Source organism: Butyrivibrio sp. MC2021 (assembly GCF_000621605.1).
Lineage (GTDB): Bacteria > Bacillota > Clostridia > Lachnospirales > Lachnospiraceae > Butyrivibrio.
The window spans coordinates 1,276,458-1,301,032 of record NZ_JHXX01000001.1; the positions used below are offsets into that span (position 1 = coordinate 1,276,458).

Genomic DNA, 24,575 nt, shown 5'->3' on the forward strand with positions numbered 1-24,575 from the left:
AAAACTATAAATAGGTGTTACCTTGTAAGAACCCTTCACCTGATTCTTACGTATATATGTACATATTGCAGCTTACCGGGACAACAATATGCCATCTGTCTTTTGTACGACTCCTATCAAGTGGCATAATACGACCACTAAACAGTTGTCACACAGTAAGATATTATATGACTCCCAAAATGCTTTGTCAACAAATTTTATACAAATTTTACGTTATTTCAAGGCTCCGGAATTCCGTCCAGAAACTCGTATTTTATCAGGAAAAGACCTTCCGCGGGAGCCGTGGGTCCTGCTGCCGCCCTGTTCTTTTTCTCCAGAATGGTCTTCATCTCAGAGGGGCCGCCGCGACCTCTTCCTATCTGCATAAGGGTTCCGGCGATGATTCTCACCATGTTATAGAGAAAGCCGTTGCCCGTAACGGAAATAATCACCTCATCCCCTCTTCGGGTAACCGTGACATCCTTGATGGTCCTGACATGGGTAAGAGCCTGGGACTGGGCATTGCAGAAACTGGTAAAATCGTGTTCTCCAACGAGGTAAGCTGCTGCCTCGTTCATGACATCTATGTCCAGGGGCATGCTGAAATGGCAGGCATACAGCCTCTTCGTAGGATCACTGATCTGAGTATTCATGATTCTGTATTCATAGGTCTTCTCTGTATTGCAGTGCCTTGGGTGGAACTCCGCCCCCACTTCCCTGGACTGAGTTATCCTGATATCCTGGGGAAGCTCATGATTCAGGGCAAAAATGAATCTGTCTCCCGGAATCGTGGACTCCGTATCAAAGACCGCCACATTGCCATAGGCATGAACTCCGGCGTCGGTGCGGCTTGCGCCTATGACTAAAGTTTTCTCGCCGGTGAGCCTCTCTATGGCCTCGTTGAGCTTGCCCTCGATGGTCTCCGGGGTGCTCTCCTGCAGGGCCCAGCCGCTGTAGGCGGTACCATCATATGAAACTGTCAGCATTATCCTGCGTTTTTGTGGCATATTATCTCCGTGAATATCTGCAGCGCTCTGTATCACATTCCGATAAACTTAAGAAGGTCAAACCTTCCGGCAACTATTATCAGTGCAAAATATACAGCCAGCACAATATAAGCGTTAACATCAATCTTTTTATAAATAAGGGGCTTCATCTTGGTTCTGCCCTCGCCGCCCCGGTAACATCTCGCTTCCATGGCCATGGCCAGGTCGTTGGCTCTTCTGAAGGCTGAAACAAACAGCGGAACCAGCAGGGGCACCAGGCTCTTGGCTCTGTTAATCAGAGATCCGCTCTCGAAATCCGCGCCTCTTGCCATCTGGGCCTTCATGATCTTGTCCGTCTCCTCCATGAGAATAGGAATGAATCTCAGGGCAATGGACATCATCATGGAAATCTCATGCACAGGGATCCTGATCTTTTTCAGAGGATTAAGAAGGCTCTCCAGGCCGTCTGTCAGATGGTTGGGGGTGGTGGTAAGTGTCATGATGGAGGAGCCTGTGATCAGGAAAATAAGCCTTATAGCCATCATAACCGCCATCCTGAGTCCCTCTTTTGTAATGGTGAACTTCCAGAAGCTGACCAGGGGCACGCCCGGTGTCAGGAACAGGTTGAATACCATGGTGATCATCAATAGGAAAAAGATGGTTTTCATACCCCTGAAAATGAATTTAGGGGGCACATTTGACAGTTTTATGCAAAGGGCAAGAAATAGTGCGGCCACAACATATCCCAGCAGATTTCCCGCTACAAACAGCGATATTATGAACACAAAAGTAGCCACAAGCTTAACTCTGGGATCAAGCCTGTGGACAACGGATTCTGTTCTGTAATATTGTCCAAGTGTAATGTCTCTTAACATCTCTTAAGCGCCTTCAGTATCTCATTTTTTGCTTCTGTAATTGTTGTGGCATTGGTGTCCACATTGAGCCCTGCCGCAGACAGTTCCTGCATAACATAGGTCACCTGGGGTGCTGCAAGACCTATCTCCTCAAGCTCCTTATAATGGGCAAAAACGTTCTTGGGCACGTCGTCAAAAAAGACTCTGCCCTTGTTCATTACGATGATCCTGTCCACGTAATCCGCCACATCTTCCATACTGTGGCTCACCAGGATAATGGTGATACCCATCTCCTTGTGAAGCTTGGAAATAAGGCTGAGGATATCATCTCTTCCCTTGGGATCAAGGCCCGCTGTGGGCTCATCCAGGATCAGCACCTCCGGCTTCATGGCAAGAACGCCGGCAATGGCAACTCTCCTCTTCTGTCCACCGGACAAGTCAAAGGGAGACTGGTAAAAATACTCATCATCAAAGCCCACCTGCTTGAGAGCACCATAGGCCCTAAGCTCCACCTCTTTCTGGGAAAGACCCAGGTTCTTGGGGCCAAAGCACACATCCTTGAAGCAGTCCGTCTCAAAGAGCTGATGCTCGGGATACTGGAAGACCAGTCCCACCTTGGCTCTCAGGTTCTTTTTGTTATAGCCCTGCTCGTTGATATCCGCTCCGTCAAAATAGACTGTGCCGCTGGTAGGCTTAGCCAGGCCGTTCATATGCTGTATCAGGGTGGACTTGCCGGAACCGGTGTGTCCTATAAGTCCGATGAACTGACCCTTGGGAATATTCAGGTTGACGTCGATAAGGGCCGCATGGGCCATAGCTGTATCTTCGTCATATATGTAGTTTACATGGTCAAGGATTATTGACATGTCATCTCCATCTGTAAAAAAAATTTTATCGCGCGATCTTTTTCAGCTCAGAAACCAGCTCTTCCCTGGTGAGAACGCCGTCGGGAAGAGGAACTCCGCTCTTTTTAAGTTCATAGGCCAGCTCTGTCACCTGTGGAACGCCGAGGTGCAGCTCCTTGAGTCTCTCCACCTGGGAAAAGATCTCCCTGGGGGTACCCTGCATTACGACCTTGCCCTTATCCATGACAAAGACTCTGTCGGCATGGACCACCTCTTCCATATAGTGGGTGATAAGGATCACAGTGATCTTCTCAACATCATTGAGGGCCCTGGCGGCTCTGATAACATCCTTACGGCCGTTGGGATCCAGCATGGCTGTGGGCTCGTCCATGATAATGCACTTGGGGTGCATGGCAATAACGCCGGCGATGGACACTCTCTGCTTCTGGCCTCCTGACAGGTGATTGGGGGATGACTTGCGGAACTGGATCATATTGACAGCCTTAAGGCTCTCATCAACCCTCTCCCAGATCTCCTCCGTTGGAACTCCCATGTTCTCGGGGCCAAAGCCCACATCCTCCTCCACAACCTGACCGATTATCTGGTTATCGGGATTCTGAAAGATCATTCCGGCTTCCTGCCTGATGTCCCAGAGATGGTCGTCATCCTCGGTGTTGTAGCCGTCCACGTAGACCTCTCCCTCTGTGGGGTAAAGAAGCGCATTGAAGTGCTTGGCAAGGGTTGACTTGCCGGATCCGTTGTGGCCCAGGATAGCTATGAACTGCCCCGGCTTAACCTCCAGGTCAACTCCATCGATGGCTCTTGTGATGCCCTCAACGTTGCCCTCTTCATCGCGCCTTATATATTCAAATACAAGTTTGTCTGTCTTAATCATATCTTTCATAGTAATATCCATTACTCAGTATTTATCAGCAATTGTTAGTGTACTAAAAAAGCGGCATAAATACAAGATTACGCCGCTTTTAAATCTATTTGAATTCTTTATGCATTTATTCAGCCCGCATTTTTAAGAGCCTTTTTGTTCTCATACATAAGCGCATCCGCCTTGGCAAAAACGGTTTTGACCTCTTTATCGTCTGTAAACCTGGCCATTCCCGCTGCGATAACCACGCTGTTATTGTCAATGCTCTCCTGAATGGTCTTTTCCCAGAACTGCATTATCTTATCGATGTGCTTGTAGCTTCTGCCCTGGATAACAACCACAAATTCGTCGCCGCCCACTCTGAAAACAGGGCAGTGTCTGAATACGTCGCAGATAATGCTGCAGCCCTTCTTGATAAATTCGTCGCCGGCCTGATGTCCAAAGGTGTCGTTAACAGCCTTAAGGCCGTTGATATCAAGAACCACCAGTGCAAATTCGGGAGCCGCACCATCTTTTATCATCTTGTTGATCTGCTTCTCCATGTTATCATATGCATGCTTGTTCTTAACGCCGGTGAGTACATCCACATTGGCTTCATTTCTTGCTCGAATGAGCTTCTGCTCAACCTCCTGCTCATGAAGAACCTCATCTGTTATATCACTGATGCCAAAGATAAGCTGCCTGCCACCCTTTTCTTCGGCAAAAGCCGCCTTTATCTTACAGTATCTGATCTCATTATTTATAAAGATCCTGTAATTCACCATAAATACGCCATTATCCTCGATCGACTTAAAGATATTTTCCCTGGTGAGCTGGCTCAGGGCATAATCAAGATCCTCCAGGTATACAAACTTCTTCCTGGATTCTACAAAGCGTTCAAAGAAATTATCACCCTCCATTCCGATGGTGTACTCATCCAATTCATGGTTCGAAGCACATCTGATGTAATGGTCGGTTTCCGGATTTACAACGAAAATAGAGATGAAGTTTTCTGCAAGAACCGAGAGCCTTGAGTATGTCAGGTTCTCTTCCTTAACCCTCTCCATGGCCTCCTGCTCCTTCATCTGAGTGTTTATATTGCTGACACCGATGATGATGCTGTTGCCCTTCATCTTGATACGCACAATCTTCATGTGGACGTAAACAGGCTCTCCGTCCATAAGATACCTGTAGGACAGCGTGTATGTGCCCTCTTCAGCCAATGTTTTTTCAACCTTTTCCTTGGTAAAGCTCTCAAGGAAAAAGTCCCTGTCTTCCTCATAGATGCTGAACATTGCACCCTGTCTTACTTTTTCGAAGAAGTCGGTTCCGTGCTCCTCGATGGCCAGGTCATCATATTCGTCACCGGAGCTGTACTCAATGTACTTTTCCGTATCAAGGTCAACATAGTACAGGTTCATACAGTCAGAGGACAATGCCTGGGCAATATAGGTATAAGTAAGCTCCTCAGCGCCCCTGTCCTCATTTATTCCCAAAATAGCTACAGCAATGGCCCTTACGCCTGTCACCGGATTAATGGCAACTCTTCTGATAAAAATGTGCAAAATGGTGCCATCAATACCTCTTTCATCGATGATAATCCTTCTTCCATCCTTGCCGCACTGGACTATAGCCTTACTAAAGGCGGAGCCACGCATCTTTTTCATAACTTCAAGATTAGCCACTCCATTCATATCGTAGCCTCCGAAGTTTTTAGAAAAAAAGTCCTTATAGGGCTTATTGGCCCGGACAAGCCACATATCTGTGTCGCTGGTCTCCATGATAGCCATGGGCATGGTATCAAAATAGTTGCCTAACATATCCTCATCGCCCTCGGCGGACATATGAAGATCATACAAACTTATTTTACCGATGGTGGTGTAATAATCCGACTCATCGGGATTCTCAAAGCCGATCTGCTTGCCGGTTGCATAGCGGTCAAAAAGTGTTTCAATGGATATGGGCTGGCAGAAGTGATAACCCTGGATCTTGGTACAGCCTATCTCCTTCAGGAACTCCACCTGCTCCACGGTCTCAACGCCTTCCGCCACCGTCTCTATTCCAAGGGCCCCCGCCATCTTAACCAGCTCAGTTACGATGATCTTACAGGAATCCCCCTTGTCAAATTTCCTCATGAAATTCATATCAAGCTTGATGGTATCAAAAGGGATCTCCTGAAGGATCTCAGGCGAAGAATAACCGCTGCCGTAATCATCCATCCATACCTTAAAGCCCAGCTCATGGAAGCGTTCAATCTGCCCCTTTATATAGTCCACATCAGCAGCTACGCCGCTCTCGGTAATTTCAATGGTAAGCTTATCCCTGCCAATCCCGGATTCATCCACCAGCTTGGCTATTTCTTCAACGATATCACAGATATTGAAATCCGCTCTGGAGATATTAACAGATTCAGGCACCACATATATCCCTCTCGCAATCTGCTCTTTCATCTTTTTTATGATCTCTTTTGCCACAAAAAGATCCAGTTTGTATATGATCTTGGCATCCTCAAGGACAGGGATAAATACACCGGGACTGATCATTCCCCTGACCGGATCGTCCCACCTGGCAAGAGCTTCCTCATCGGATACCCTGCCATTGGCTGTACGGATAATTGGCTGATGATATACCTTTATCCATCCATTCTCCAAGGCATTGTCTATATTTGTGATAACATATTCTCTTTCCTCAGCAGCCTTCAGCATCTCCTCATCGAAATAGCTGACGCAGGAAAAATAGCTGCTTCTTACGGCGTCACAGGCTCTTTTTGCCCTGTCACAGGCGATACTTGGGTTCACCAGTTCTCCGATATATTTATATACGCCGATTCTAACCGGCAGATTCTGCCCGCCATTTATCCACTTAGACTCCTCCAGAATTTCATCCAGTGCTTTATCCAGGCCAATTTCACCGGTATATGCACAGAAATGATCTCCGCCGAATCTTCCGCAGTTGTCTGCCCCAAACTTTTTGGCTATCATCCTGGAAAACTCGATAAGAAGCTTATCACCCTCAGCAAATCCAAATTTCTGGTTATAAGTCTTCATTCCGCAAAGGTCAAAGAACAGTACACATGGCTTTTCTCCTGACTTAAGGATCTCTTCACTTCCGTTTTTTGCCAGTTCAAAGAAATAACCCATGTTGGGAAGGCCTGTCAGGTAATCGTAATTGAAGAAATGAAGCTTTGTTCTTTCCCTGACAGCTTTAGAAATAGTGTTTGAATATGTATCTGTGTCATCCCCTTCCACGTAGGTGCCTTCATCAGCAAACCATCCGTTAATCAGGCGTATGCCGCCCTCCTTGTAGATATTCACACCGTGAAAACGGAAAACTCTGTATTCTTCACCCAGCTTATATCTATAGATAGTTTTAACTTCGTCCGTATCTATAGACAGTCTTTTTAGCATATCCTTCAGCCTGGTAAGATCATCAGGATGACAGTTCCTGAATAAATCGTTATTCATCCCTTCATAGGTTTCCTCAAGGCTCTCATATTCAAACAGTGCACTAAGGCCCTTTGTCACAGCAATAGTAACTATCTTCCCCTCACAGAACTGAAAGACAGCAAACGGAATCAGGCTGTTTTCTATTAATTTTTGTTCGATGTCACTATAACTGTATATCGGCATATAACTCTCCACATATTCCTGTACACCTATTGGCGAGCCTACTTCTTCACATTAATCCACAATAATATTTTATCGGTTTATCGTTAATCCTTCAATTTCTTAAATATTAAAAATTTATAACCTGTACTTGTGATAAAATCTTCATATAAAACAATTATTTACTGGGGATAAGTATGAAAAAGAATATATTCAAAGAATTGGCCTTACTACTGGGGCTGATAGTTGTGGTTGCCATTGCAGCCAGAGTTATGGCCCGGGGAGAGACCCTGGAGGAATATGGGAAGAAAAAAGCAACGGAACCGGAAGCTTCTGTGGTTGCAAGTTCAGAAGCCTCATCTGCAGAAATAGCTACTTCTGATATGAGTTCAGCTGACGTCTCATCTTTCGAATCACCCGGAGAATCCGCTATCGAGGCATCTTCGGCAGCCACGGAGGATTCCTCTCTTTCCGCATCGGCTGTGTCAACTGAGCCGGAAGCTCCTGCCAATAGTCCTGAAAGGGTGACATATATGGATAATTTCTACTATGAGCCTCTGTCAGATGAGGTTATAGCCCGAATAACCGGTATATCCTATGTGGAAAACGATAATATCAGTCTTGAGGACCTGAGATATTGTTCGCTTTTGTATAACGATTTTGAGGGAAATACACAGACCGGTGAGATGATCTGCAACAAAAAGATTGCTGAGGATGTGATAGAGATCTTCTGTGAGCTGTATCAGAATGGGTATCAGATAGAAAAAATAAAGCTCATAGATGAGTTTGGTGGCGACGATACCGCTTCAATGGAAGCCAATAACACTTCCTGCTTCAATTACAGAGTTGTGGACGGAACCACAAGGCTTTCCAATCACGCTTACGGTCTTGCCATTGACTTAAATCCATTCTATAACCCCTATATCACCTACAACAATGACGGCACCACCAAGGTATCACCTGAGGGAAGCAGGCAATATGAAGACAGAACAGCTGCTTTTCCTTATAAGATCGATGAGAACGATCTGGCTTACAAGCTCTTTAAGGAACACGGCTTTAGCTGGGGCGGCAATTGGAATAGTGTAAAAGATTACCAGCACTTCGAGAAGAAGTGAGCAACGAGCCGCATCAACTAAAATAAAAAGAGAGAGTTTATAGAATGCAAGCATTCTTAAACTCTCTCTTTGTTATTTTATCTGGCGTGGCTCGTTGCTCACACAAGCTCCAGAACAACCATCATAGCTGCGTCGCCTTTTCTCTGGCCGATCTTGATCATTCTGGTGTAACCACCCTTACGATCAGCGTACTTAGGGCCATACTCATCGAACAGCTTAGCTACAAGGTCAACTTCCTTAGTGTTTCTCTTTCTTCCTGCCTTCTCAGTAGGAACCTCAGTTACAGGGTAAAGAGTCTTAAGAAGCTGTCTTCTTGCGTGCATTCTTGAAGGAAGATCCTTCTTGATTTCCTTCTTAACAGTTGTATACTTTGTAACCTTCTTGCCGTCTACAACTTCCTTTACTCTCTTGCCGTCTTTGTCCTTCTCAGGAACCTTGCAATCAACTGTAAGAGTCTCGAAGTTATCCTTTTCCTTAGCTGCAAGAGTGATCATAGGCTCTACGATCTTCTTGATTTCCTTAGCTCTTGCCTCTGTGGTAACGATCTTTCCGTTGTAAAGAAGTGCTGTTACCTGGTTACGAAGAAGTGCTCTTCTGGGTTTTGTAGCTTTTCCAAGCTTTCTGTACATTGCCATTGTTTTAATTCCTTTCTCATCTGCAGGGTTCCCCCTGCTGTGGTACATCCGAAAATGCTCATTGGCCTTACTTCTCAGATGCTGATTTTAATAGCTTCACCATGAGAATCCGCTTCGGTACGCATCGGATTTACCCTCCGCGGATATATCATAAAGTAAATTATTGATAAGATTTACTGCTCGCCATCCTGTCTAAGTGAAAGTCCAAGCTCGTCAAGCTTTGCAAGAACTTCCTCTAAGGACTTACGTCCAAGATTACGAACCTTCATCATATCGTCAGGAGTCTTGTTAGCAAGTTCCTGAACGGTATTAATACCGGCTCTCTTGAGGCAGTTGAATGAACGAACCGAAAGTTCAAGCTCATCGATAGACATCTCGAGAACCTTGCCCTTCTCATCATCTTCCTTCTCTACCATAACTTCTGCAGTCTTAGCATTCTCGGAAAGATCGATGAAGAGGCTTAAGTGCTCACTAAGAACCTTTGCTGCAAGGCTTACAGCCTCGTCAGGAGCAAGTGTTCCGTCAGTGTGAACATCAAGTGTTAATTTGTCAAAGTCAGTAACCTGACCTACACGAGTATTCTCTACAGTTACATTTACTCTCTCTACAGGAGTGTAGATAGAATCGATAGCGATTACTCCGATTGGAAGATCGCCGGACTTGTTCTTATCAGAGCTTACATAACCTCTTCCCTTAGTGATGGTGAGCTCCATGTAGAGCTTAGCATCCTTGCCGGAAAGTGTAGCGATAACCTGATCAGGATTCATGATCTCTATATCCTGGTCAACCTGAATATCTGATGCCTTTACAACGCCCTCGCCGTTGAACTCAATGTATGCAGTCTTAGGCTCGTTTGTATCAGAAGAATTCTTGATAGAAAGGTTCTTGATATTCATGATGATCTCAGTAACATCCTCTTTAACTCCGGGGATAGAACTGAATTCATGCAGTACGCCTTCGATTTTGACCTGACTTACTGCTGCTCCAGGTAATGAAGAGAGCATAATCCTACGAAGGGAATTGCCCAGTGTAATACCGTAACCTCTCTCAAGAGGCTCAACTACGAATTTACCATATTTCTTATCATCTGAAATTTCAGCAACTTCAATATTTGGTCTTTCAAAATCAAACACTGATATACCCTCCTTAAGTGAATAGTTAACAAGTTAATTTTAACACAAAATTGCAACGCAATTCTATATTTATTACTTAGAATACAACTCGACGATAAGCATTTCGTCTACAGGAACGTCGATAACTTCTCTTGAAGGAAGTTCCTTTACTGTACCCTGAAGGTTTTCCTTGTTAACATCAAGCCACTCAGGAACGAGTCTGCCAGCAGTGATCTCGGAAATATCCTTGAATCTCTGGATGTTCTTAGCTGCTTCCTTAATTTCGATAACGTCGCCAGCCTTGATAAGGTATGAAGGGATGTTGATAACCTTGCCGTTAACAGTTACGAACTTGTGAAGAACTACCTGTCTAGCCTCTCTTCTTGTTCTAGCGAATCCCATTCTGAATACTACGTTGTCAAGTCTTGTCTCAAGAATTGTCATAAGGTTTGTACCTGTCTGACCCTTCATTCTGTCGGCTCTCTCATAGTAGTTTCTGAAAGGCTTCTCAAGAACGCCATAGATGAACTTAGCCTTCTGCTTCTCGCGGAGCTGAAGTCCGTACTCGCTCATCTTCTTACCAGCTCTAGCTGATGTTCTCTTAGACTTCTTGTCATATCCAAGGAAAGTTGGATCAAGATCAAGTGATCTGCATCTTTTTAATACGGGAACTCTGTTTACTGCCATTTTGTTGGCTCCTTTCTTTTTCTCAGATATCCTGTTGATATCTGATGTTGTTTACAATGCTTTAAAAAATTGCACCTTCGTCCAACGAGTTAATATCATAAAATATATATGCACATGTAACTCGATGCTGTGAATAAATCTGAAAACCAGATTATACTCTACGACGCTTAGGTGGGCGGCATCCGTTATGAGGTACAGGTGTTACGTCTGTGATAGATGTAACTGTAAGACCACTTGCAGCAAGAGCTCTGATTGCAGCTTCTCTTCCTGATCCGGGTCCCTTAACGAATACATCAACAGTCTTAAGGCCATGAATAAGAGCAGCCTTAGTTGCTGTCTCTGCAGCTACCTGTGCAGCATAAGGAGTAGATTTCCTTGAACCCTTAAATCCCAGACCGCCGGCACTTGCCCAGCTAAGAGCGTTTCCTGCAGCATCTGTCAATGTAACGATTGTGTTATTGAAAGATGACTGGATGTGTGCCTGTCCGTGTTCAACGTTTTTCTTGACACGCTTCTTTGCAGCTGCCTTCTTAGCAGCTGATGATTTCTGATTTGCCATTTTAAACTAACCTACTTTCTTCCTATAAATACTAGTTATAATGTTACTTCTAAGCCTGCCATGCACAAGCTCATATGATACAAAAGCTTTGGAAAAGAATTACTTCTTCTTGTTAGCGATTGTTCTCTTTGGTCCTTTTCTTGTTCTTGCGTTTGTCTTAGTTCTCTGACCACGGCAAGGAAGTCCTCTTCTGTGACGCATACCTCTGAAGCATCCGATCTCTGTGAGTCTCTTGATGTTCATGGCAACTTCTCTTCTAAGGTCACCTTCTACTTCGTAGTCGTTACCGATGATCTCGGCAATTCTCTTTACTTCTTCGTCTGTAAGATCACGAACACGTGTGTCCGGGCTTACTTTTGCTGCCTCGAGAATCTTGTTTGAGCTTGTTCTACCGATTCCGTAGATGTATGTCAAACCGATTTCTACTCGCTTATCTCTAGGTAAATCTACACCTGCAATACGAGCCATTTAAAATTCCTCCAAATCTAAAAAATGAATAATGAAGTTCTGCTCTCAGGCTAAAGCCTTCGCCAGAACTAAGTTCGATCACGGAAATCAGAGATTTCCTATCTCACTTATGTTACTTGTTTGATTGGGGTCAACGTCCGCGACCCAATCGGACAAAGTATAATCCGATCTTTCCAATACACATTGGTATCAAAAAGTAATCCGAAAACGGCTCGAATTAACCCTGTCTCTGTTTGTGCTTAGGGTTGTCACAGATAACTCTGATAACGCCCTTTCTCTTAATAACCTTGCACTTCTCGCACATAGGCTTAACAGAAGACCTTACTTTCATCGTTACTCCTTTCCTGCATGGTAAACAGCTTTTAATGCCTAAAGAAGGGCATAAAATCCCCTCCTTCTAAAAAGACCATTTAACATCATAGCACAATGTCATTCAATACGCAACCGCTTTTTACATAATTTCGAATATTTTTTATGAAACCTTATTGTTGAAGCTAACGCCTCTGTTGATATCTCCCTGGTGATTAACGCCGAAGTCGTAGTCATTTCCGGGAAGGATCGCATTTAACACAATTCCGAGAAGTGCAGCAATAGCCAGTGATGTAAGGGTTATTGATGTACCTGCGATTGTAAATGTGATGCCATCTGAGAAGCCGAGGCCTGATACCAGGATAACGGCTGCAACGATGAGATTTCTTGACTTTGTGAAGTCTACCTTGTTCTCAACTACGTTTCTTACGCCGATAGCAGAGATCATTCCGTAAAGAACGAAGCTGATACCGCCTATGATGGCTGTAGGCATTGTTCCGATCACATCAGCTATCTTGGGAATGAAGCTTATCACGATTGCGTATACAGCTGCGATACGAACAACCTTTGGATCATAAACCTTTGAAAGCTCAAGAACACCTGTGTTTTCGCCGTATGTAGTATTGGCAGGACCGCCGAACATTCCTGCAAGAGCTGTTGCAAGACCGTCCCCGAGAAGTGTTCTGTGAAGACCGGGCTCCTCAATGAAGTTCTTGTCTGTTGTTGCTGAAATAGCTGAGATATCACCTACATGCTCCATCATTGTAGCGATGGCGATTGGTGCCATAACAAGGATTGCTGTAATGTCGAACTTTGCAATAACAAAGGGTGGAAGTCCAACCCAGCTTGCTGAAGCAATAGGTGCAAAATTGATGATGGCGCTTCCGTCAGCATTGGTGAAGCCTGCAAACTGAAGAACCAGTGCTACTGCATAAGAAATAACCACACCCATAAGAATAGGGATGATTCTGAACATGCCCTTGCCCCAGATGTTGAAGGCAATTACAACTGCCAGTGCCACAAATGCCAGAAACCAGTTAGCTGATGCATTGCTAACAGCTGAAGGTGCCAGCGAAAGACCGATACAGATAATGATAGGTCCGGTTACTACAGGGGGAAGGAAATGCATAACCTTCTTTACTCCAACGAGCTTGATAACAAGCGCAAGCACAAGATAAAGAAGTCCTGCCACCACAATACCGCCACAGGCATAGGGCAGCTTCTCGCCATAGGACATTCCTTCGAATTTACCTGTATTCAGATTAGCAACTGTGGCAAAGCCACCAAGAAAAGCAAATGATGATCCCAGAAAAGCCGGAACCTTGAATTTTGAACAAAGATGAAACAGAAGTGTTCCAATTCCTGCAAATAACAGTGTAACCTGAACTGACAGGCCCTCACCGTTAAAATAACCATTTACCAGGATAGGAACAAGAATTGTTGCTCCAAACATAGCAAACATGTGCTGTAATCCCAACAGCGCCATTTTAGGTTTCCCCAGTGTTGTTGCATCATAAATAGCCTTACTTTTTTCTCCCATACTTTCCTCCAATTAATTAAATAATTTAATAATGTTTATATAGCTCCCCACCTCGTGGGAATTATATCATGATTTAACAGGAAATACTGTCTATGAGACGAATCTCTTCCTCAGTAAATACAATATTTTCTGTTGCCTTTATATTATCCAGAATCTGCACAGGCTTAGATGCGCCTATAAGGACAGAAGTCACATATCCGTCTTTTAATATCCAGGCAAGAGCCATCTCAGCCAGGGTCTGCCCCCTCTTTGCAGCAAGTTCATTAAGAGCTGCCACCTTCTGAATCTTATCATCGGTGATCTGACTCTCCCTAAGGAACTGCCCTGAAGTGCGAACTCTGCTGTCCTCCGGGATGCCCTTCAGATATCTGTCTGTCAGAATCCCCTGTGCAAGCGGTGAAAAACAGATAATTCCCTTTCCAAGCTCCTTTGCCTTCTCCTTCAAACCATTCTTTTCAATAGTTCTGTCAAAAATATTGTATCTGTTCTGATTGATAATAAACGGAACCTTCAGATCTTCAAGGATTGCAGTAGCCTTCTCCAGAGTAGGTCCGTCATAATTGGATAGTCCCACATAAAGCGCCTTGCCGCTTTTTACTATCTGAGAAAGAGCTCCCATGGTCTCCTCAAGAGGTGTATTGGGATCCATCCTGTGGTGGTAGAAAATATCCACATATTCAAGTCCCATCCTCTTTAAGGACTGATCCAGACTGGCAATAAGGTACTTGCGGCTTCCCCAGTTACCGTATGGCCCAGGCCACATATCATATCCTGCCTTGGTGGATATAATAAGCTCATCCCTGTATGCCCCAAGATCATCCTTCAGTATTTTCCCAAAGTTGATCTCAGCGCTCCCCGGTTCCGGTCCATAATTGTTGGCCAGGTCAAAATGTGTGATACCGTTGTCGAAGGCAGTACGGCACATGTCCACCATGTTGTCGTAATTATTTACGCTTCCAAAATTGTGCCATAGCCCCAGTGATACCGCAGGAAGCATAAGTCCGCTTTTGCCGCATCTGTTGTACTGCATCTTGTCATATCTTTTAGCATCTGCTGTATACATATATAACCCCTTTCACAAAAAAAGACTGTATGGGAATTAATATCTCATACAGTCTCTGTAAACAAATTATTTATCTCTCCAAATAATTCTGCCCTTGGTAAGATCATAAGGTGACAGTTCTAGTGTAACTTTATCACCAGGCAGAATTCTGATGAAATTCTGTCTAAGCTTGCCACTGATATGTGCAAGTACAACATGTCCGTTCTCAAGCTCAACCTGGAACATAGTGTTTGGAAGTTTCTCGATTACTTTTCCTTCAATTTCAATTACATCAGCCTTTGACATTTTTTCCTCCTTAATCTAATCAAAAACCCGAATAGCATAATATCCTATGCTCAGATTATTGTCAATATCTCCGGTTCACCATCGGTAATGGCAATTGTATTTTCATAGTGCGCTGCAATGGATCCGTCTACAGTAACCACTGTCCAATCATCATCGAGCCAGCCTACATAACGCTGCCCCATTGTGATCATAGGCTCTACACAGATCGTCATGCCCTTTTGCAACTTGACGCCTCTTCTCCATTGCCTGAAATTCGGCACATTGGGCTCCTCATGAAGGCTTGTTCCAATTCCATGCCCCGTCAGTTCTCTGACTATGCCGTATCCATGTGGTTTGATATAAGCGTCGATAGCATTGGATATCTCATGAAGCCTGTGGCCTGCCTTCGCCTTTTTGATACCTTCAAAAAAGCTCTCTCTGGTCACATCTATAAGCTTCTGAGCCTCATCGCTTATCTTGCCCACGCCCCATGTTCTGGCGGCATCTGAGTGGTATCCCTTGTAAATAAGCCCCGTATCAAAGGTGACGATATCGCCCTCCTGAAGTATACGGTCGGCACTGGGGATTCCATGAACCACTTCATCATTCACCGAGATACAAACGGATGCCGGAAATCCTTCATAATTCTTACAATTGGGAATTCCGCCCAAGGCCCGAATGGTCTTCTCACCGATCTCATCCAGTTCAAGAGTTGAAATGCCGGGTCTGAGTGCAGCATGAAGTTCATCATGAACCTTAGCCAAAAGATGCCCGGACTGTCGCATCAGCTCCAATTCTTCATCAGTTTTAATAGTTATAGCCATATAAAATACCGAAATTTACGCGTTTAAAATATCCACGATTGCATTAAATACATCCTGCATATCCTGAGTACCGTCAACGGTCTTTAAGATGCCCTTTTTCTCATAATACTCGATGAGCGGCTGTGTCTGCTCATGATATACTGATAATCTGTTCTGAACGGTCTCGGGCTTGTCATCTGCTCTCAAAACAAGCTCGCTGCCGCATTTATCACATATTCCCTCAGTCTTTGGAGGAATGTGTTCAATATGATAAGTTGCACCGCACTTAAGGCATGCTCTTCTTCCTGACATTCTGCGAACAATGTTCTCATCGGGAACATCTACGTTGATAGCAAAATCAACCTTGTCTCCAAGCTTGGTAAGCTCGCTGTCAAGAACATCTGCCTGTGGTATAGTTCTTGGGAATCCGTCAAGTACATATCCGTTCTTGCAATCCTCATTGGCTACTCTGTCAAGAAGAAGCTCAACGGTAAGCTCATCGGGAACAAGAAGTCCCTTGTCCATGAACTCCTTCGCCTTCTTGCCAAGTTCTGTTCCGTTCTTGATGTTGGCTCTGAAGATGTCTCCTGTTGAGATGTGGGGAATGCCAAACTTCTCCGCAATCATCTGAGCCTGTGTTCCTTTTCCTGCACCTGGTGCACCCAACATAATAATTTTCATTTTACTTTTTTCCTTCTCCTAAGTGTTTTTGTAAAACCTCTCAACTACTAATGTTATCACAAACATTAGCATTGAAAAAGAGAAAGATTGCTACTTTTACGCAAAAGAAAAAGGTTTCAGGAGCTGCAAATGCAAATCCTGAAACCTATAAAGTCTTAAAGATTAATCTTCAAGGAATCCCTTGTAGTTTCTAACGAGCATCTGAGACTCAATCTGCTTGATTGTCTCAAGAATTACGCTAACTACGATGATAAGGCTGGTGCCACCGAATGAAACCTTAGCTCCGAACACACCATTGAACAAGATAGGAAGAACACCGATAATGGTGAGTCCGCATGCTCCAATGAAAATGATGTAGTTCAGAATGTTGTTAAGGTACTCGCTGGTAGGCTTACCAGGTCTGATACCAGGGATAAATCCGCCCTGCTTCTTCATGTTCTCAGCAATCTCGATCGGATTGAAAGTGATTGATGTATAGAAGTAAGCAAAGAAGATAAGTAACAAAATGTAAACCACTAAGCCAATTGAGTACTCCCAGTGATTTGGATTGCACCAGTTGCTCTGATTCAAATATGCAACGAACTTGCCCCAGAAACCTGTTCCTTTATAACCAACAAGCTGTGTGATTATAATAGGGAACTGGAACAGTGACATTGCAAAGATGATAGGCATAACGCCTGCGGTATTAACCTTCAGAGGAATCTCAGAACGGTTTCCGCCGTAAGTCTTTCTTCCCTGAATCTTCTTAGCATACTGAACAGGAATTCTGCGCTCAGCGCCGTTAAGAAGAACAACCATTACTACCATTGCAACAACTACTGCAATAATAATCAAACCTGATACAACTCCCCTTGCAATAGGCTTGCCGCTTACGAACTGATCGTAAAGCGCTTTGAAATCTGACGGCATTCTTGAAAGAATGTTGATAGTCAGAACAATAGATATACCGTTTCCAACCCCATTTTCTGTGATTCTTTCACCAATCCACATCAGGAATGCACTGCCGGCTGTAAGAGCTACAACAACCTGAATTACCAGGAAGATAGACTGCTCTGACAGGAAGCCCTGGTTTCTGTAGAAACCAATCGCCATTGCAATGGATTCGATCAAAGCGAGAGCTACAGTCACATATCTTGTGAGAGCTGTAAGCTTCTTTCTTCCATCCTCACCATCTCTCTGCCACTCTTCAAACTTGGGAATAGCAATTGTGAGAAGCTGGATAATAATGGATGAAGTAATGTACGGTGTGATATTGAGTGCCAGAATTGACATATTCTCAAATGATCCACCGGTGAATCGATCCATGAAGCCAAAAGAATCGCTGCTAGAAAGGCTCTTAAACCAATTCTGGAACACTGATACATTCATACCAGGTACCGGTACTGCTGATCCAAGTCTTATAACTGCGAGCATCGCAATTGTGAAAAGGATCTTTACTCTTAATTCTTTGACTTTTAATGCATTCATTAGGGACTTAAACATTATTAGATCACCTCTGTTGTTCCACCAAGAGCCTCGATCTTCTCCTTAGCAGATGCGCTGAACGCATTAGCTTTAACCGTAAGCTTCTTAGTAAATTCTCCGTTGCCGAGGATCTTAACACCGTCAAGTTCCTTCTTGATGATACCCTGGTCCTTGAGTGCCTGAACATCGACAACTGCTCCGTTATCAAATACTTCAAGTGCGCTTACATTGATACCTACGATATTCTTATGGTTGATGTTCTTGAAGCCTCTCTTAGGAAGTCTTCTGAACAGTGGCATCTGGCCACCTTCGAAACCAGGTCTTGGTGCTCCTGAACGAGCCTTCTGACCCTTGTGACCCTTACCAGCGGTCTTGCCATTTCCTGAACCATGGCCACGACCTCTTCTAAAATTATCGCTCTGTACAGAACCCTCAGCAGGTCTTAAGTTGGATAATTCCATGATATTCCTCCTTATAGATGCCGGGGCTTGTGATGCTCAACGCAGCACATATATTATTATACACCACTTGCATACACTTCGAACAGCCCCGGATGAAATTTTATTTACAAAAATTTTCTGATACCGTTAATTTTGTACCAAAACGATATTAGATCTCTTCAACCTTTACAAGGTGTCTGATCTGCTGAATCTGACCTCTTGTTGCAGAGTTGTCAGGAAGTTCAACAGAACTGTTAAGTTTCTTGAATCCCATTGATTTTACGGTAGCTACCTGCTTAGGAACAGCTCCAATTGTGGACTTAACCAATGTGATCTTAAGCTTCTTCTCGTTTGCCATTGATTTTCTCCTTTTATTATGCGGTTACTTCTGCTACTGACTTACCGCGCTTTGCTGCTACTTCTTCAGGTGTCTTTAACTGAGCAAGGCCATTGATTGTAGCATAAACAACATTCTGCTTGTTGTTTGAACCAAGTGACTTTGTTCTGATGTTTCTGATTCCTGCAAGCTCACATACTGAACGAGCGGGACCACCGGCGATGATACCAGTTCCTTCAGGTGATCTCTTAAGTAATACTTCAGCAGAACCGAACTTACCGATAAAATCATGTGTGATAGAGTTGTTCTCATCAAGAGGAACAGTGATAAGGTTCTTTGTAGCGTCTTCCTTACCCTTACGGATAGCATCCGGAATTTCAGTAGACTTTCCAAGACCTACACCAACGTGTCCATTGTTGTCACCTACTACTACAAGTGCAGTGAACTTCATGTTACGTCCACCCTTAACAACCTTAGTAACACGCTTGATGGTTACAACTTTATCTGTCAATTCGAGCTGACTTGCATCAACGATATTACGCTTCATTTTGTGTGTTCTCCCTTCTTAGAATTCCAAGCCAGCTTCTCTGGCAGCCTCGGCAACAGCCTTAACCTTGCCGTGGTAAATATAACCGCCTCTGTCGAATACAACAGCCTTGATGCCCTTCTCAAGAGCTCTCTTTGCAACAACGTCTCCTACCTTTGTTGCAGCCTCAATGTCGTCTGTATTCTTAAGCTCAGCCTTGATATCTTTTTCAAGAGTTGAAGCAGATACAAGTGTCTTGCCGGCAACATCATCAATAATCTGTGCATACACGTGATTATTGCTTCTAAATACTGCTAAACGTGGTCTCTCAGCTGTACCGCTGAAACGATTACGAATCTTCATGTGCTTTTTAACACGAATTTTCTGTCTTGATTCCTTACTAACCATTTTGCACTCTCCTTATCTTAATTATTTCTTACCGGTCTTACCAACCTTACGCTTGATAACCTCATCAGCATACTTGATTCCCTTGCCCTTGTAAGGCTCTGGAGCTCTCTTCTCTCTGATGATTGCAGCGTGCTGGCCAACCGCCTCTTTGTCGATACCCTTAACTGTGATTACCTGTCCCTCTACAACTGTCTCGATTCCTTCAGGATCTTCCAATTCTACAGGATGTGAGTAACCAAGTGTAAGAGAGAGTGTCTTGCCATTCTTAGCAGCCCTGTAACCTACACCGTTTACCTCAAGCTTCTTCTCGAAACCATCTGTTACACCAACAACCATGTTGTTGAGAAGGCTTCTTGAAAGGCCGTGTAAAGCTCTTGTCTTCTTCTGATCGTCAGGTCTCTTAACTTCGATCTGACCGTCGCCCTGCTCGAAAAGAATCTCTGCAGGGAAAACTCTTGTAAGGGTACCCTTAGGTCCCTTTACAGTCACCTTATTATTTTCTGCAACTTCTACTGTTACACCAGCAGGAACTGCGATTGGCATTTTTCCAATTCGTGACATGCCCGTACCTCCAATTTACCAAATGAATGCAAGAACTTCGCCACCAACCTGGAGCTCTCTTGCTTTTTTATCAGTTACAACGCCCTGGTTAGTTGAAAGAATTGCAATACCAAGACCACCTAATACTCTGGGAAGCTCATCCTTGCCTGCGTATACACGAAGACCAGGCTTAGAGATTCTCTTAAGGCCTGTAATAACCTTATCGTTTCTGTCTGCACCATACTTAAGAGTGATGTGAAGAGTCTTGAAAGCGCCATCCTCAACAACATCAAGCTTCTTAATATAACCTTCCTCGAGAAGAATGTTTGCGATTGCAAGCTTCATCTTTGAAGAAGGAACATCTACAGTGTCATGTTTTGCAGTGTTTGCGTTACGGATTCTTGTAAGCATATCTGCAATAGGATCGTTCATTGCCATTTTAAAATTGCCTCCTTAATTATTATTGCTTCGCCTTACTACTCCCCGAATTGAGCAGAGACACGAAGCCGCAATGTACCGAGGGCAGATGCCCTCATTGATTGAAACTAATATATCTTGTGACTCCCATCCAAGTCACAAGGATGTTCTGATCTCGGGCAAAGCCCTCGCCAGAACAAACTAGTACGCTAAGCTCGAAAAAACCTCGCTAAGCGATTAGTTTTACCAAGATGCTTTTCTAACACCAGGAATTTCGCCCTTGTATGCAAGCTCACGGAAGCAAATTCTGCAGATTCCGTACTTTCTAAGATAAGCATGAGGACGACCGCAGATCTTACAACGGTTGTATGCACGTGTAGAGAACTTTGGTTTCATCTGCTGTTTTAACTTCATGGATAATTTAGCCATGTGTTTTTTTCCCTCCTATTATTACTTTGCAAAAGGCATATTGAACAGAGTAAGAAGCTCACGAGCCTCCTCGTCTGTCTTAGCTGTTGTTGTGAAAATGATGTCCATACCTCTTGTCTTGTCAATCTTATCGTACTCGATCTCAGGGAAGATGAGCTGCTCCTTGATACCAAGAGCATAGTTTCCTCTGCCATCAAATGCGTTAGGATTGATTCCTCTGAAGTCACGTACACGAGGAAGTGCAAGGTTTACGAGACGATCAAGGAAATCGTACATCTTGTCGCCACGAAGAGTAACCTTACATCCGATAGGCATACCCTCTCTAAGTTTGAAGTTAGCGATTGACTTCTTAGCCTTTGTGATTACAGGCTTCTGACCAGAAATAATAGCCATATCATTAGCGGCATTCTCAAGAAGCTTAGCATTCTCCTTAGCCTCTCCAACGCCCATATTGATAACGATCTTGTCGAGCTTAGGAACTTCCATTACGTTCTTGTAACCGAACTTCTTTGTCATAGCATCAACGATCTCGTTCTTGTATAAATCCTTATATCTACTCAACGTTATTTACCTCCTTCCTGAAATTAGTCGATAACCTCACCGGTCTTCTTTGCGATGCGGTTCTTCTTTACAACCTTACCATTCTCGTCCTTTTCAACTTTGAATCCGACCTTGGTAGGCTGTCCGTTATGAAGTAACATAACGTTTGAGATATCGAGAGCAGCTTCGCGCTCTACAATACCGCCGTTAGGATTCTTTGCAGAAGGCTTCTCGTGATGGATAGCTTTGTTAACTCCCTCAACGACTACCTTTCCGTTCTTTGTATCAACTGAAAGTACTTTGCCTTCCTTGTTGATCTCACCACCGGCGATAACCTTAACCATATCACCCTTCTTGATCTTACTTGTTGACATATGGGCGCCTCCTTATAATACTTCCGGAGCAAGAGAAAGAATCTTCATGAATTTCTTCTCACGAAGCTCTCTGGCTACGGGTCCAAAAATACGTGTTCCCTTTGGCGTACCATCTTCATTGATAACAACAGCAGCGTTCTCATCAAATCTGATGTAGGAACCGTCCTTACGACGTGTCTCTTTTACAGTACGAACGACAACAGCCTTTACAACATCACCCTTCTTTACAACTCCACCGGGTGTTGCTTCTTTAACAGAAGCAACGATTGTGTCGCCGATTCTCGCATATCTTCTTGTAGATCCACCCATAACACGGATTGTAAGAAGCTCTTTAGCACCTGTGTTATCAGCGACCTTCAGTCTACTTTCCTGCTGAATCATGATATTTCTCCTTTTTTGAATTACTTTGCACGTTCAATAATGGATACAAGTCTCCATCTCTTATCTTTGGAGATTGGCTTTGTCTCCATGACCTTAACTGTGTCACCAATACGGCACTCATTGTTCTCGTCATGAGCCTTAAGCTTATATGTTCTCTTTACGATCTTCTTGTAAAGAGGATGCTTAACATGGTCCTCAATGGAAACTGTGATGGTCTTGTCCATCTTATCGCTTGTTACTTTACCAACACGCGTTTTTCTTAAATTTCTTTCCACGGTTAATTCTCCTTTATAAAGTCAAGGTTAAGGCTCAAGCCTTAGCATTCTGTGTCATAACAGTCTGGATTCTTGCAATATTTCTTCTTACTTCTTTGATTCTTGCTGTATTATCCAACTGGTTTGTAGCGTTCTGGAACTTAAGGTTGAAAAGCTCCTTCTTAGCTGAAACAAGCTCTGTCTGAAGCTCCTCGGCTGACTTAGCCATAAGCTCTTCTACATACTTATTAGTTTTCATTAGATACACCGCCTTCCAAATCAGCCTTAGATACGATCTTGCATCTGCAAGGAAGCTTGTGAGTCGCAAGACGAAGAGCTTCTCTCGCATCGGCTTCGGCAACACCACCGATCTCGAACATTACACGACCGGGCTTAACAACAGCTACCCATCTATCAGTTGCACCCTTACCGGAACCCATACGTGTTCCAAGAGGCTTTAAAGTGATAGGCTTGTCAGGGAAGATTTTGATCCAAACCTGACCACCACGCTTGATGAAACGTGTCATAGCTACACGGGCTGCCTCAATCTGGTTTGAATTGATCCAGCAAGGCTCAAGCGCAACAATTCCGTACTCACCATAACTAATTTTGTTACCACGAGTGATTTTATGAGCCATTGAACCGCGGAACTGCTTGCGGTGCTTAACTCTCTTTGGCATTAACATTATTTATCGCTCCCTTCCTTATCTGAATTCTCACCTGCTTTGGTTGGAAGTACTTCACCCTTGTAGATCCATACCTTTACACCAACCTTACCGTAGGTTGTATCTGCTTCTGCAAAACCATAATCGATATCAGCTCTAAGTGTCTGAAGAGGAATAGTTCCCTCACTGTAGAACTCTGAACGAGCGATATCAGCACCACCGAGACGGCCTGAGCAGCATGCCTTGATACCAAGGGCATCTGTCTTCATTGTTCTGCTCATGCAGGACTTCATTGCTCTTCTGAATGATACACGGTTCTCAAGCTGCTGAGCGATGTTCTCTGCAACAAGCTGTGCATCCTTATCGGGCTTCTTGATCTCTTTGATATCAACAAGAACTTTCTTGTCTGTGAGCTTAGAAAGCTCTTTCTTGGTTACTTCGATCTCAGCACCGCCCTTACCGATAACAACACCGGGCTTAGCTGTGTAAACGATAACCTTAACTCTGTCTGATGCTCTCTCGATCTCGATCTTAGAAACACCAGCTGCGTATAATTTCTTCTTCAGAAATTTTCTGATATTGTAATCTTCTACAAGATTATTGGCAAAATCGCCAGATTCAGCATACCACTTGGAATCCCAGTCAGCGATTACACCAACTCTGAGACCATGAGGATTAACTTTCTGTCCCATTTTGTGCTTCTCCTTTCAATTATCTCTCGTCCAAAATAACAGTCAGATGACTCATTCTCTTGTTAATTCTGTAAGCTCTGCCCTGTGCTCTAGGCTGAATTCTCTTCATGATAGGGCCATTGCTTGCAGTGCACTCAGCAATGTAAAGATTTGCTCTGTTCATGCCCTTGTTGTTCTCAGCGTTAGCTACTGCGCTGTTAAGAAGCTTGTAGATTACGCTTGAAGCATATCTTGGATTGTATGCGAGGATTGCAAGTGCAGTCTCAACATCCTTTCCTCTGATAGCATCCATGACAAAGCATGCCTTCTGAACTGGTATTCTTGCATAAGATAACTTAGCAAAAGGTCTTGTTTCTTTATTGTCACGATTTCTGTCTCTTTTAATTTTTGATCTATGCTTGATCTCGTTTTCCATGGATTAACCTCCTTTCGTCGAACAAATATTAGTTTACGCTGCTCTTTCTCTCTGCAGGAGAATTTCCAGCATGTCCTCTGAATGTTCTTGTAGGAACAAACTCACCGAGCTTGTGTCCAACCATATCTTCAGTAACATATACAGGAATATGCTTTCTTCCGTCATGAACAGCGATTGTGTGTCCAACAAAAGACGGGAAAATTGTAGAACGACGTGACCAGGTCTTAACTATCTGCTTCTGGCCCTCTGCGTTCATAGCATCTATCTTCTTAAGCAGGCTTGCGTCTGCAAAAGGTCCCTTTTTAAGTGATCTAGACATTTCATTC

34 protein-coding genes are annotated in these 24,575 nt (G+C 43.9%); 1 reads left to right on the forward strand and 33 read right to left on the reverse strand.

Annotated elements, in window-relative coordinates:
* Positions 1 to 218: 218 nt before the first annotated feature.
* The 5 genes from truA to T359_RS21330 form a co-directional block, all read right to left on the reverse strand.
* The gene (gene truA, locus T359_RS0105280) at positions 219 to 986 is read right to left on the reverse strand and encodes a tRNA pseudouridine(38-40) synthase TruA (protein WP_035783568.1); all 768 of its coding nucleotides are present in this window, start codon (positions 984 to 986) and stop codon (positions 219 to 221) included.
* Positions 987 to 1,018: 32 nt separating this feature from the next.
* Positions 1,019 to 1,840: an energy-coupling factor transporter transmembrane component T family protein gene (locus T359_RS0105285; RefSeq protein ID WP_026516572.1), complete on the reverse strand. Its 822-nt coding sequence runs from the start codon at positions 1,838 to 1,840 to the stop codon at positions 1,019 to 1,021.
* Complete coding sequence (locus T359_RS0105290) at positions 1,834 to 2,685, reverse strand: energy-coupling factor transporter ATPase (RefSeq protein ID WP_026516573.1); 852 nt, start codon at positions 2,683 to 2,685, stop codon at positions 1,834 to 1,836. The genes T359_RS0105285 and T359_RS0105290 overlap by 7 nt, the downstream gene beginning before the upstream one ends.
* A gap of 25 nt (positions 2,686 to 2,710) precedes the next feature.
* Positions 2,711 to 3,559, reverse strand: a complete 849-nt coding sequence (locus tag T359_RS0105295) for an energy-coupling factor transporter ATPase (RefSeq protein ID WP_026516574.1) — start codon at positions 3,557 to 3,559, stop codon at positions 2,711 to 2,713.
* A 119-nt stretch (positions 3,560 to 3,678) separates the two neighbouring features.
* Positions 3,679 to 7,155 carry an EAL domain-containing protein gene (locus T359_RS21330; RefSeq protein ID WP_026516575.1) on the reverse strand — a complete coding sequence of 1,159 codons (3,477 nt, stop codon included), beginning with the start codon at positions 7,153 to 7,155 and terminating at the stop codon, positions 3,679 to 3,681.
* 173 nt (positions 7,156 to 7,328) lie between these two features.
* Between T359_RS21330 and T359_RS22075 the strand changes: the two genes are divergently transcribed.
* Positions 7,329 to 8,246 (forward strand): M15 family metallopeptidase, encoded by a 918-nt coding sequence (locus T359_RS22075; RefSeq protein WP_026516576.1) that lies wholly within the window; start codon positions 7,329 to 7,331, stop codon positions 8,244 to 8,246.
* Positions 8,247 to 8,344: 98 nt separating this feature from the next.
* Here the strand turns inward: T359_RS22075 and T359_RS0105310 are convergent, their stop codons facing one another.
* From T359_RS0105310 to rpsS, 28 genes are all read right to left on the reverse strand, one after another.
* Entirely contained in the window at positions 8,345 to 8,881 is a 537-nt protein-coding gene (locus tag T359_RS0105310) for a bL17 family ribosomal protein (RefSeq protein WP_026516577.1), read from the reverse strand.
* Positions 8,882 to 9,054: 173 nt separating this feature from the next.
* The gene (locus T359_RS0105315; protein WP_026516578.1) at positions 9,055 to 10,014 is read right to left on the reverse strand and encodes a DNA-directed RNA polymerase subunit alpha; all 960 of its coding nucleotides are present in this window, start codon (positions 10,012 to 10,014) and stop codon (positions 9,055 to 9,057) included.
* 72 nt (positions 10,015 to 10,086) lie between these two features.
* Positions 10,087 to 10,680 carry a 30S ribosomal protein S4 gene (gene rpsD / locus T359_RS0105320; protein WP_026516579.1) on the reverse strand — a complete coding sequence of 198 codons (594 nt, stop codon included), beginning with the start codon at positions 10,678 to 10,680 and terminating at the stop codon, positions 10,087 to 10,089.
* Positions 10,681 to 10,831: 151 nt separating this feature from the next.
* On the reverse strand, positions 10,832 to 11,239 hold the full coding sequence (gene rpsK / locus T359_RS0105325) for a 30S ribosomal protein S11 (protein ID WP_026490013.1): 408 nt from the start codon (positions 11,237 to 11,239) through the stop codon (positions 10,832 to 10,834).
* 99 nt (positions 11,240 to 11,338) lie between these two features.
* Positions 11,339 to 11,707, reverse strand: a complete 369-nt coding sequence (rpsM, locus tag T359_RS0105330; RefSeq protein WP_026516580.1) for a 30S ribosomal protein S13 — start codon at positions 11,705 to 11,707, stop codon at positions 11,339 to 11,341.
* A 217-nt stretch (positions 11,708 to 11,924) separates the two neighbouring features.
* Positions 11,925 to 12,038, reverse strand: a complete 114-nt coding sequence (gene rpmJ / locus T359_RS0105335; RefSeq protein ID WP_013280022.1) for a 50S ribosomal protein L36 — start codon at positions 12,036 to 12,038, stop codon at positions 11,925 to 11,927.
* Between the two features lie 141 nt (positions 12,039 to 12,179).
* Positions 12,180 to 13,556, reverse strand: coding sequence for a uracil-xanthine permease family protein (locus T359_RS0105340; RefSeq protein WP_026516581.1), 1,377 nt, complete (start codon positions 13,554 to 13,556; stop codon positions 12,180 to 12,182).
* 73 nt (positions 13,557 to 13,629) lie between these two features.
* Positions 13,630 to 14,619 carry an L-glyceraldehyde 3-phosphate reductase gene (gene mgrA, locus T359_RS0105345; RefSeq protein ID WP_026516582.1) on the reverse strand — a complete coding sequence of 330 codons (990 nt, stop codon included), beginning with the start codon at positions 14,617 to 14,619 and terminating at the stop codon, positions 13,630 to 13,632.
* A 66-nt stretch (positions 14,620 to 14,685) separates the two neighbouring features.
* Positions 14,686 to 14,904, reverse strand: a complete 219-nt coding sequence (infA, locus tag T359_RS0105350; protein WP_013280019.1) for a translation initiation factor IF-1 — start codon at positions 14,902 to 14,904, stop codon at positions 14,686 to 14,688.
* Between the two features lie 50 nt (positions 14,905 to 14,954).
* Positions 14,955 to 15,707 carry a type I methionyl aminopeptidase gene (gene map / locus T359_RS0105355; protein ID WP_026516583.1) on the reverse strand — a complete coding sequence of 251 codons (753 nt, stop codon included), beginning with the start codon at positions 15,705 to 15,707 and terminating at the stop codon, positions 14,955 to 14,957.
* 15 nt (positions 15,708 to 15,722) lie between these two features.
* Positions 15,723 to 16,367, reverse strand: coding sequence for an adenylate kinase (locus tag T359_RS0105360; protein ID WP_026516584.1), 645 nt, complete (start codon positions 16,365 to 16,367; stop codon positions 15,723 to 15,725).
* A 162-nt stretch (positions 16,368 to 16,529) separates the two neighbouring features.
* Positions 16,530 to 17,849: a preprotein translocase subunit SecY gene (secY, locus tag T359_RS0105365; protein ID WP_026516585.1), complete on the reverse strand. Its 1,320-nt coding sequence runs from the start codon at positions 17,847 to 17,849 to the stop codon at positions 16,530 to 16,532.
* A 2-nt stretch (positions 17,850 to 17,851) separates the two neighbouring features.
* Positions 17,852 to 18,292, reverse strand: coding sequence for a 50S ribosomal protein L15 (rplO, locus tag T359_RS0105370; RefSeq protein WP_026516586.1), 441 nt, complete (start codon positions 18,290 to 18,292; stop codon positions 17,852 to 17,854).
* Between the two features lie 148 nt (positions 18,293 to 18,440).
* Positions 18,441 to 18,629, reverse strand: coding sequence for a 50S ribosomal protein L30 (gene rpmD, locus T359_RS0105375; protein WP_022778101.1), 189 nt, complete (start codon positions 18,627 to 18,629; stop codon positions 18,441 to 18,443).
* 16 nt (positions 18,630 to 18,645) lie between these two features.
* Positions 18,646 to 19,155 (reverse strand): 30S ribosomal protein S5, encoded by a 510-nt coding sequence (rpsE, locus tag T359_RS0105380; RefSeq protein ID WP_022764367.1) that lies wholly within the window; start codon positions 19,153 to 19,155, stop codon positions 18,646 to 18,648.
* 18 nt (positions 19,156 to 19,173) lie between these two features.
* Positions 19,174 to 19,542: a 50S ribosomal protein L18 gene (gene rplR / locus T359_RS0105385; RefSeq protein WP_026516587.1), complete on the reverse strand. Its 369-nt coding sequence runs from the start codon at positions 19,540 to 19,542 to the stop codon at positions 19,174 to 19,176.
* A 21-nt stretch (positions 19,543 to 19,563) separates the two neighbouring features.
* Positions 19,564 to 20,103, reverse strand: a complete 540-nt coding sequence (gene rplF, locus T359_RS0105390) for a 50S ribosomal protein L6 (RefSeq protein WP_026516588.1) — start codon at positions 20,101 to 20,103, stop codon at positions 19,564 to 19,566.
* A 15-nt stretch (positions 20,104 to 20,118) separates the two neighbouring features.
* Positions 20,119 to 20,520, reverse strand: a complete 402-nt coding sequence (gene rpsH, locus T359_RS0105395) for a 30S ribosomal protein S8 (RefSeq protein WP_026516589.1) — start codon at positions 20,518 to 20,520, stop codon at positions 20,119 to 20,121.
* Positions 20,521 to 20,742: 222 nt separating this feature from the next.
* Entirely contained in the window at positions 20,743 to 20,928 is a 186-nt protein-coding gene (locus tag T359_RS0105400) for a type Z 30S ribosomal protein S14 (RefSeq protein WP_022764364.1), read from the reverse strand.
* 21 nt (positions 20,929 to 20,949) lie between these two features.
* Positions 20,950 to 21,489: a 50S ribosomal protein L5 gene (gene rplE / locus T359_RS0105405; protein WP_022778097.1), complete on the reverse strand. Its 540-nt coding sequence runs from the start codon at positions 21,487 to 21,489 to the stop codon at positions 20,950 to 20,952.
* 23 nt (positions 21,490 to 21,512) lie between these two features.
* Positions 21,513 to 21,842 (reverse strand): 50S ribosomal protein L24, encoded by a 330-nt coding sequence (gene rplX, locus T359_RS0105410; protein WP_026516590.1) that lies wholly within the window; start codon positions 21,840 to 21,842, stop codon positions 21,513 to 21,515.
* Positions 21,843 to 21,854: 12 nt separating this feature from the next.
* A complete protein-coding gene (rplN, locus tag T359_RS0105415) occupies positions 21,855 to 22,223 on the reverse strand; it encodes a 50S ribosomal protein L14 (RefSeq protein ID WP_013280006.1) in 369 nt (122 codons plus the stop codon).
* Between the two features lie 20 nt (positions 22,224 to 22,243).
* Complete coding sequence (rpsQ, locus tag T359_RS0105420; RefSeq protein WP_013280005.1) at positions 22,244 to 22,498, reverse strand: 30S ribosomal protein S17; 255 nt, start codon at positions 22,496 to 22,498, stop codon at positions 22,244 to 22,246.
* Positions 22,499 to 22,532: 34 nt separating this feature from the next.
* Positions 22,533 to 22,736, reverse strand: a complete 204-nt coding sequence (rpmC, locus tag T359_RS0105425; RefSeq protein ID WP_026516591.1) for a 50S ribosomal protein L29 — start codon at positions 22,734 to 22,736, stop codon at positions 22,533 to 22,535.
* On the reverse strand, positions 22,726 to 23,163 hold the full coding sequence (rplP, locus tag T359_RS0105430) for a 50S ribosomal protein L16 (protein WP_026516592.1): 438 nt from the start codon (positions 23,161 to 23,163) through the stop codon (positions 22,726 to 22,728). The genes rpmC and rplP overlap by 11 nt, the downstream gene beginning before the upstream one ends.
* A complete protein-coding gene (gene rpsC, locus T359_RS0105435; RefSeq protein ID WP_022778093.1) occupies positions 23,163 to 23,834 on the reverse strand; it encodes a 30S ribosomal protein S3 in 672 nt (223 codons plus the stop codon). Before rpsC ends, rplP begins: the two co-directional genes overlap by 1 nt.
* Before the next feature lie 19 nt (positions 23,835 to 23,853).
* Positions 23,854 to 24,249 (reverse strand): 50S ribosomal protein L22, encoded by a 396-nt coding sequence (gene rplV / locus T359_RS19430; protein WP_022778092.1) that lies wholly within the window; start codon positions 24,247 to 24,249, stop codon positions 23,854 to 23,856.
* A gap of 28 nt (positions 24,250 to 24,277) precedes the next feature.
* Positions 24,278 to 24,568, reverse strand: coding sequence for a 30S ribosomal protein S19 (gene rpsS, locus T359_RS0105445; protein WP_013280000.1), 291 nt, complete (start codon positions 24,566 to 24,568; stop codon positions 24,278 to 24,280).
* Positions 24,569 to 24,575 lie beyond the last annotated feature (7 nt).

Coding starts and splice junctions, on each gene's coding strand:
- T359_RS21330 (WP_026516575.1), bottom strand. CDS start 7,155: ATGCCGATATACAGTTATAGTGACATCGAACAAAAATTAATAGAAAAC.
- T359_RS0105310 (WP_026516577.1), bottom strand. CDS start 8,881: ATGGCAATGTACAGAAAGCTTGGAAAAGCTACAAAACCCAGAAGAGCA.
- T359_RS0105285 (WP_026516572.1), bottom strand. CDS start 1,840: ATGTTAAGAGACATTACACTTGGACAATATTACAGAACAGAATCCGTT.
- rplF (WP_026516588.1), bottom strand. CDS start 20,103: ATGTCACGAATTGGAAAAATGCCAATCGCAGTTCCTGCTGGTGTAACA.
- T359_RS0105400 (WP_022764364.1), bottom strand. CDS start 20,928: ATGGCTAAATTATCCATGAAGTTAAAACAGCAGATGAAACCAAAGTTC.
- truA (WP_035783568.1), bottom strand. CDS start 986: ATGCCACAAAAACGCAGGATAATGCTGACAGTTTCATATGATGGTACC.
- rpmD (WP_022778101.1), bottom strand. CDS start 18,629: ATGGCAAACGAGAAGAAGCTTAAGATCACATTGGTTAAGTCCACAATT.
- rplV (WP_022778092.1), bottom strand. CDS start 24,249: ATGGAAAACGAGATCAAGCATAGATCAAAAATTAAAAGAGACAGAAAT.
- rplP (WP_026516592.1), bottom strand. CDS start 23,163: ATGTTAATGCCAAAGAGAGTTAAGCACCGCAAGCAGTTCCGCGGTTCA.
- rplX (WP_026516590.1), bottom strand. CDS start 21,842: ATGTCAACAAGTAAGATCAAGAAGGGTGATATGGTTAAGGTTATCGCC.
- rpsM (WP_026516580.1), bottom strand. CDS start 11,707: ATGGCTCGTATTGCAGGTGTAGATTTACCTAGAGATAAGCGAGTAGAA.
- rpsC (WP_022778093.1), bottom strand. CDS start 23,834: ATGGGACAGAAAGTTAATCCTCATGGTCTCAGAGTTGGTGTAATCGCT.
- rplN (WP_013280006.1), bottom strand. CDS start 22,223: ATGATTCAGCAGGAAAGTAGACTGAAGGTCGCTGATAACACAGGTGCT.
- map (WP_026516583.1), bottom strand. CDS start 15,707: ATGGCTATAACTATTAAAACTGATGAAGAATTGGAGCTGATGCGACAG.
- T359_RS0105340 (WP_026516581.1), bottom strand. CDS start 13,556: ATGGGAGAAAAAAGTAAGGCTATTTATGATGCAACAACACTGGGGAAA.
- T359_RS0105360 (WP_026516584.1), bottom strand. CDS start 16,367: ATGAAAATTATTATGTTGGGTGCACCAGGTGCAGGAAAAGGAACACAG.
- rpsS (WP_013280000.1), bottom strand. CDS start 24,568: ATGTCTAGATCACTTAAAAAGGGACCTTTTGCAGACGCAAGCCTGCTT.
- rpmJ (WP_013280022.1), bottom strand. CDS start 12,038: ATGAAAGTAAGGTCTTCTGTTAAGCCTATGTGCGAGAAGTGCAAGGTT.
- rpsK (WP_026490013.1), bottom strand. CDS start 11,239: ATGGCAAATCAGAAATCATCAGCTGCTAAGAAGGCAGCTGCAAAGAAG.
- infA (WP_013280019.1), bottom strand. CDS start 14,904: ATGTCAAAGGCTGATGTAATTGAAATTGAAGGAAAAGTAATCGAGAAA.
- mgrA (WP_026516582.1), bottom strand. CDS start 14,619: ATGTATACAGCAGATGCTAAAAGATATGACAAGATGCAGTACAACAGA.
- rpsE (WP_022764367.1), bottom strand. CDS start 19,155: ATGAAGCGTAATATCGTTGATGCAAGTCAGCTCGAATTGACAGATAAA.
- T359_RS0105295 (WP_026516574.1), bottom strand. CDS start 3,559: ATGATTAAGACAGACAAACTTGTATTTGAATATATAAGGCGCGATGAA.
- rpsH (WP_026516589.1), bottom strand. CDS start 20,520: ATGGCAATGAACGATCCTATTGCAGATATGCTTACAAGAATCCGTAAC.
- T359_RS0105290 (WP_026516573.1), bottom strand. CDS start 2,685: ATGTCAATAATCCTTGACCATGTAAACTACATATATGACGAAGATACA.
- T359_RS22075 (WP_026516576.1), top strand. CDS start 7,329: ATGAAAAAGAATATATTCAAAGAATTGGCCTTACTACTGGGGCTGATA.
- rpmC (WP_026516591.1), bottom strand. CDS start 22,736: ATGAAAACTAATAAGTATGTAGAAGAGCTTATGGCTAAGTCAGCCGAG.
- rpsD (WP_026516579.1), bottom strand. CDS start 10,680: ATGGCAGTAAACAGAGTTCCCGTATTAAAAAGATGCAGATCACTTGAT.
- rplO (WP_026516586.1), bottom strand. CDS start 18,292: ATGGAATTATCCAACTTAAGACCTGCTGAGGGTTCTGTACAGAGCGAT.
- rplR (WP_026516587.1), bottom strand. CDS start 19,542: ATGGTTAGTAAGGAATCAAGACAGAAAATTCGTGTTAAAAAGCACATG.
- secY (WP_026516585.1), bottom strand. CDS start 17,849: ATGTTTAAGTCCCTAATGAATGCATTAAAAGTCAAAGAATTAAGAGTA.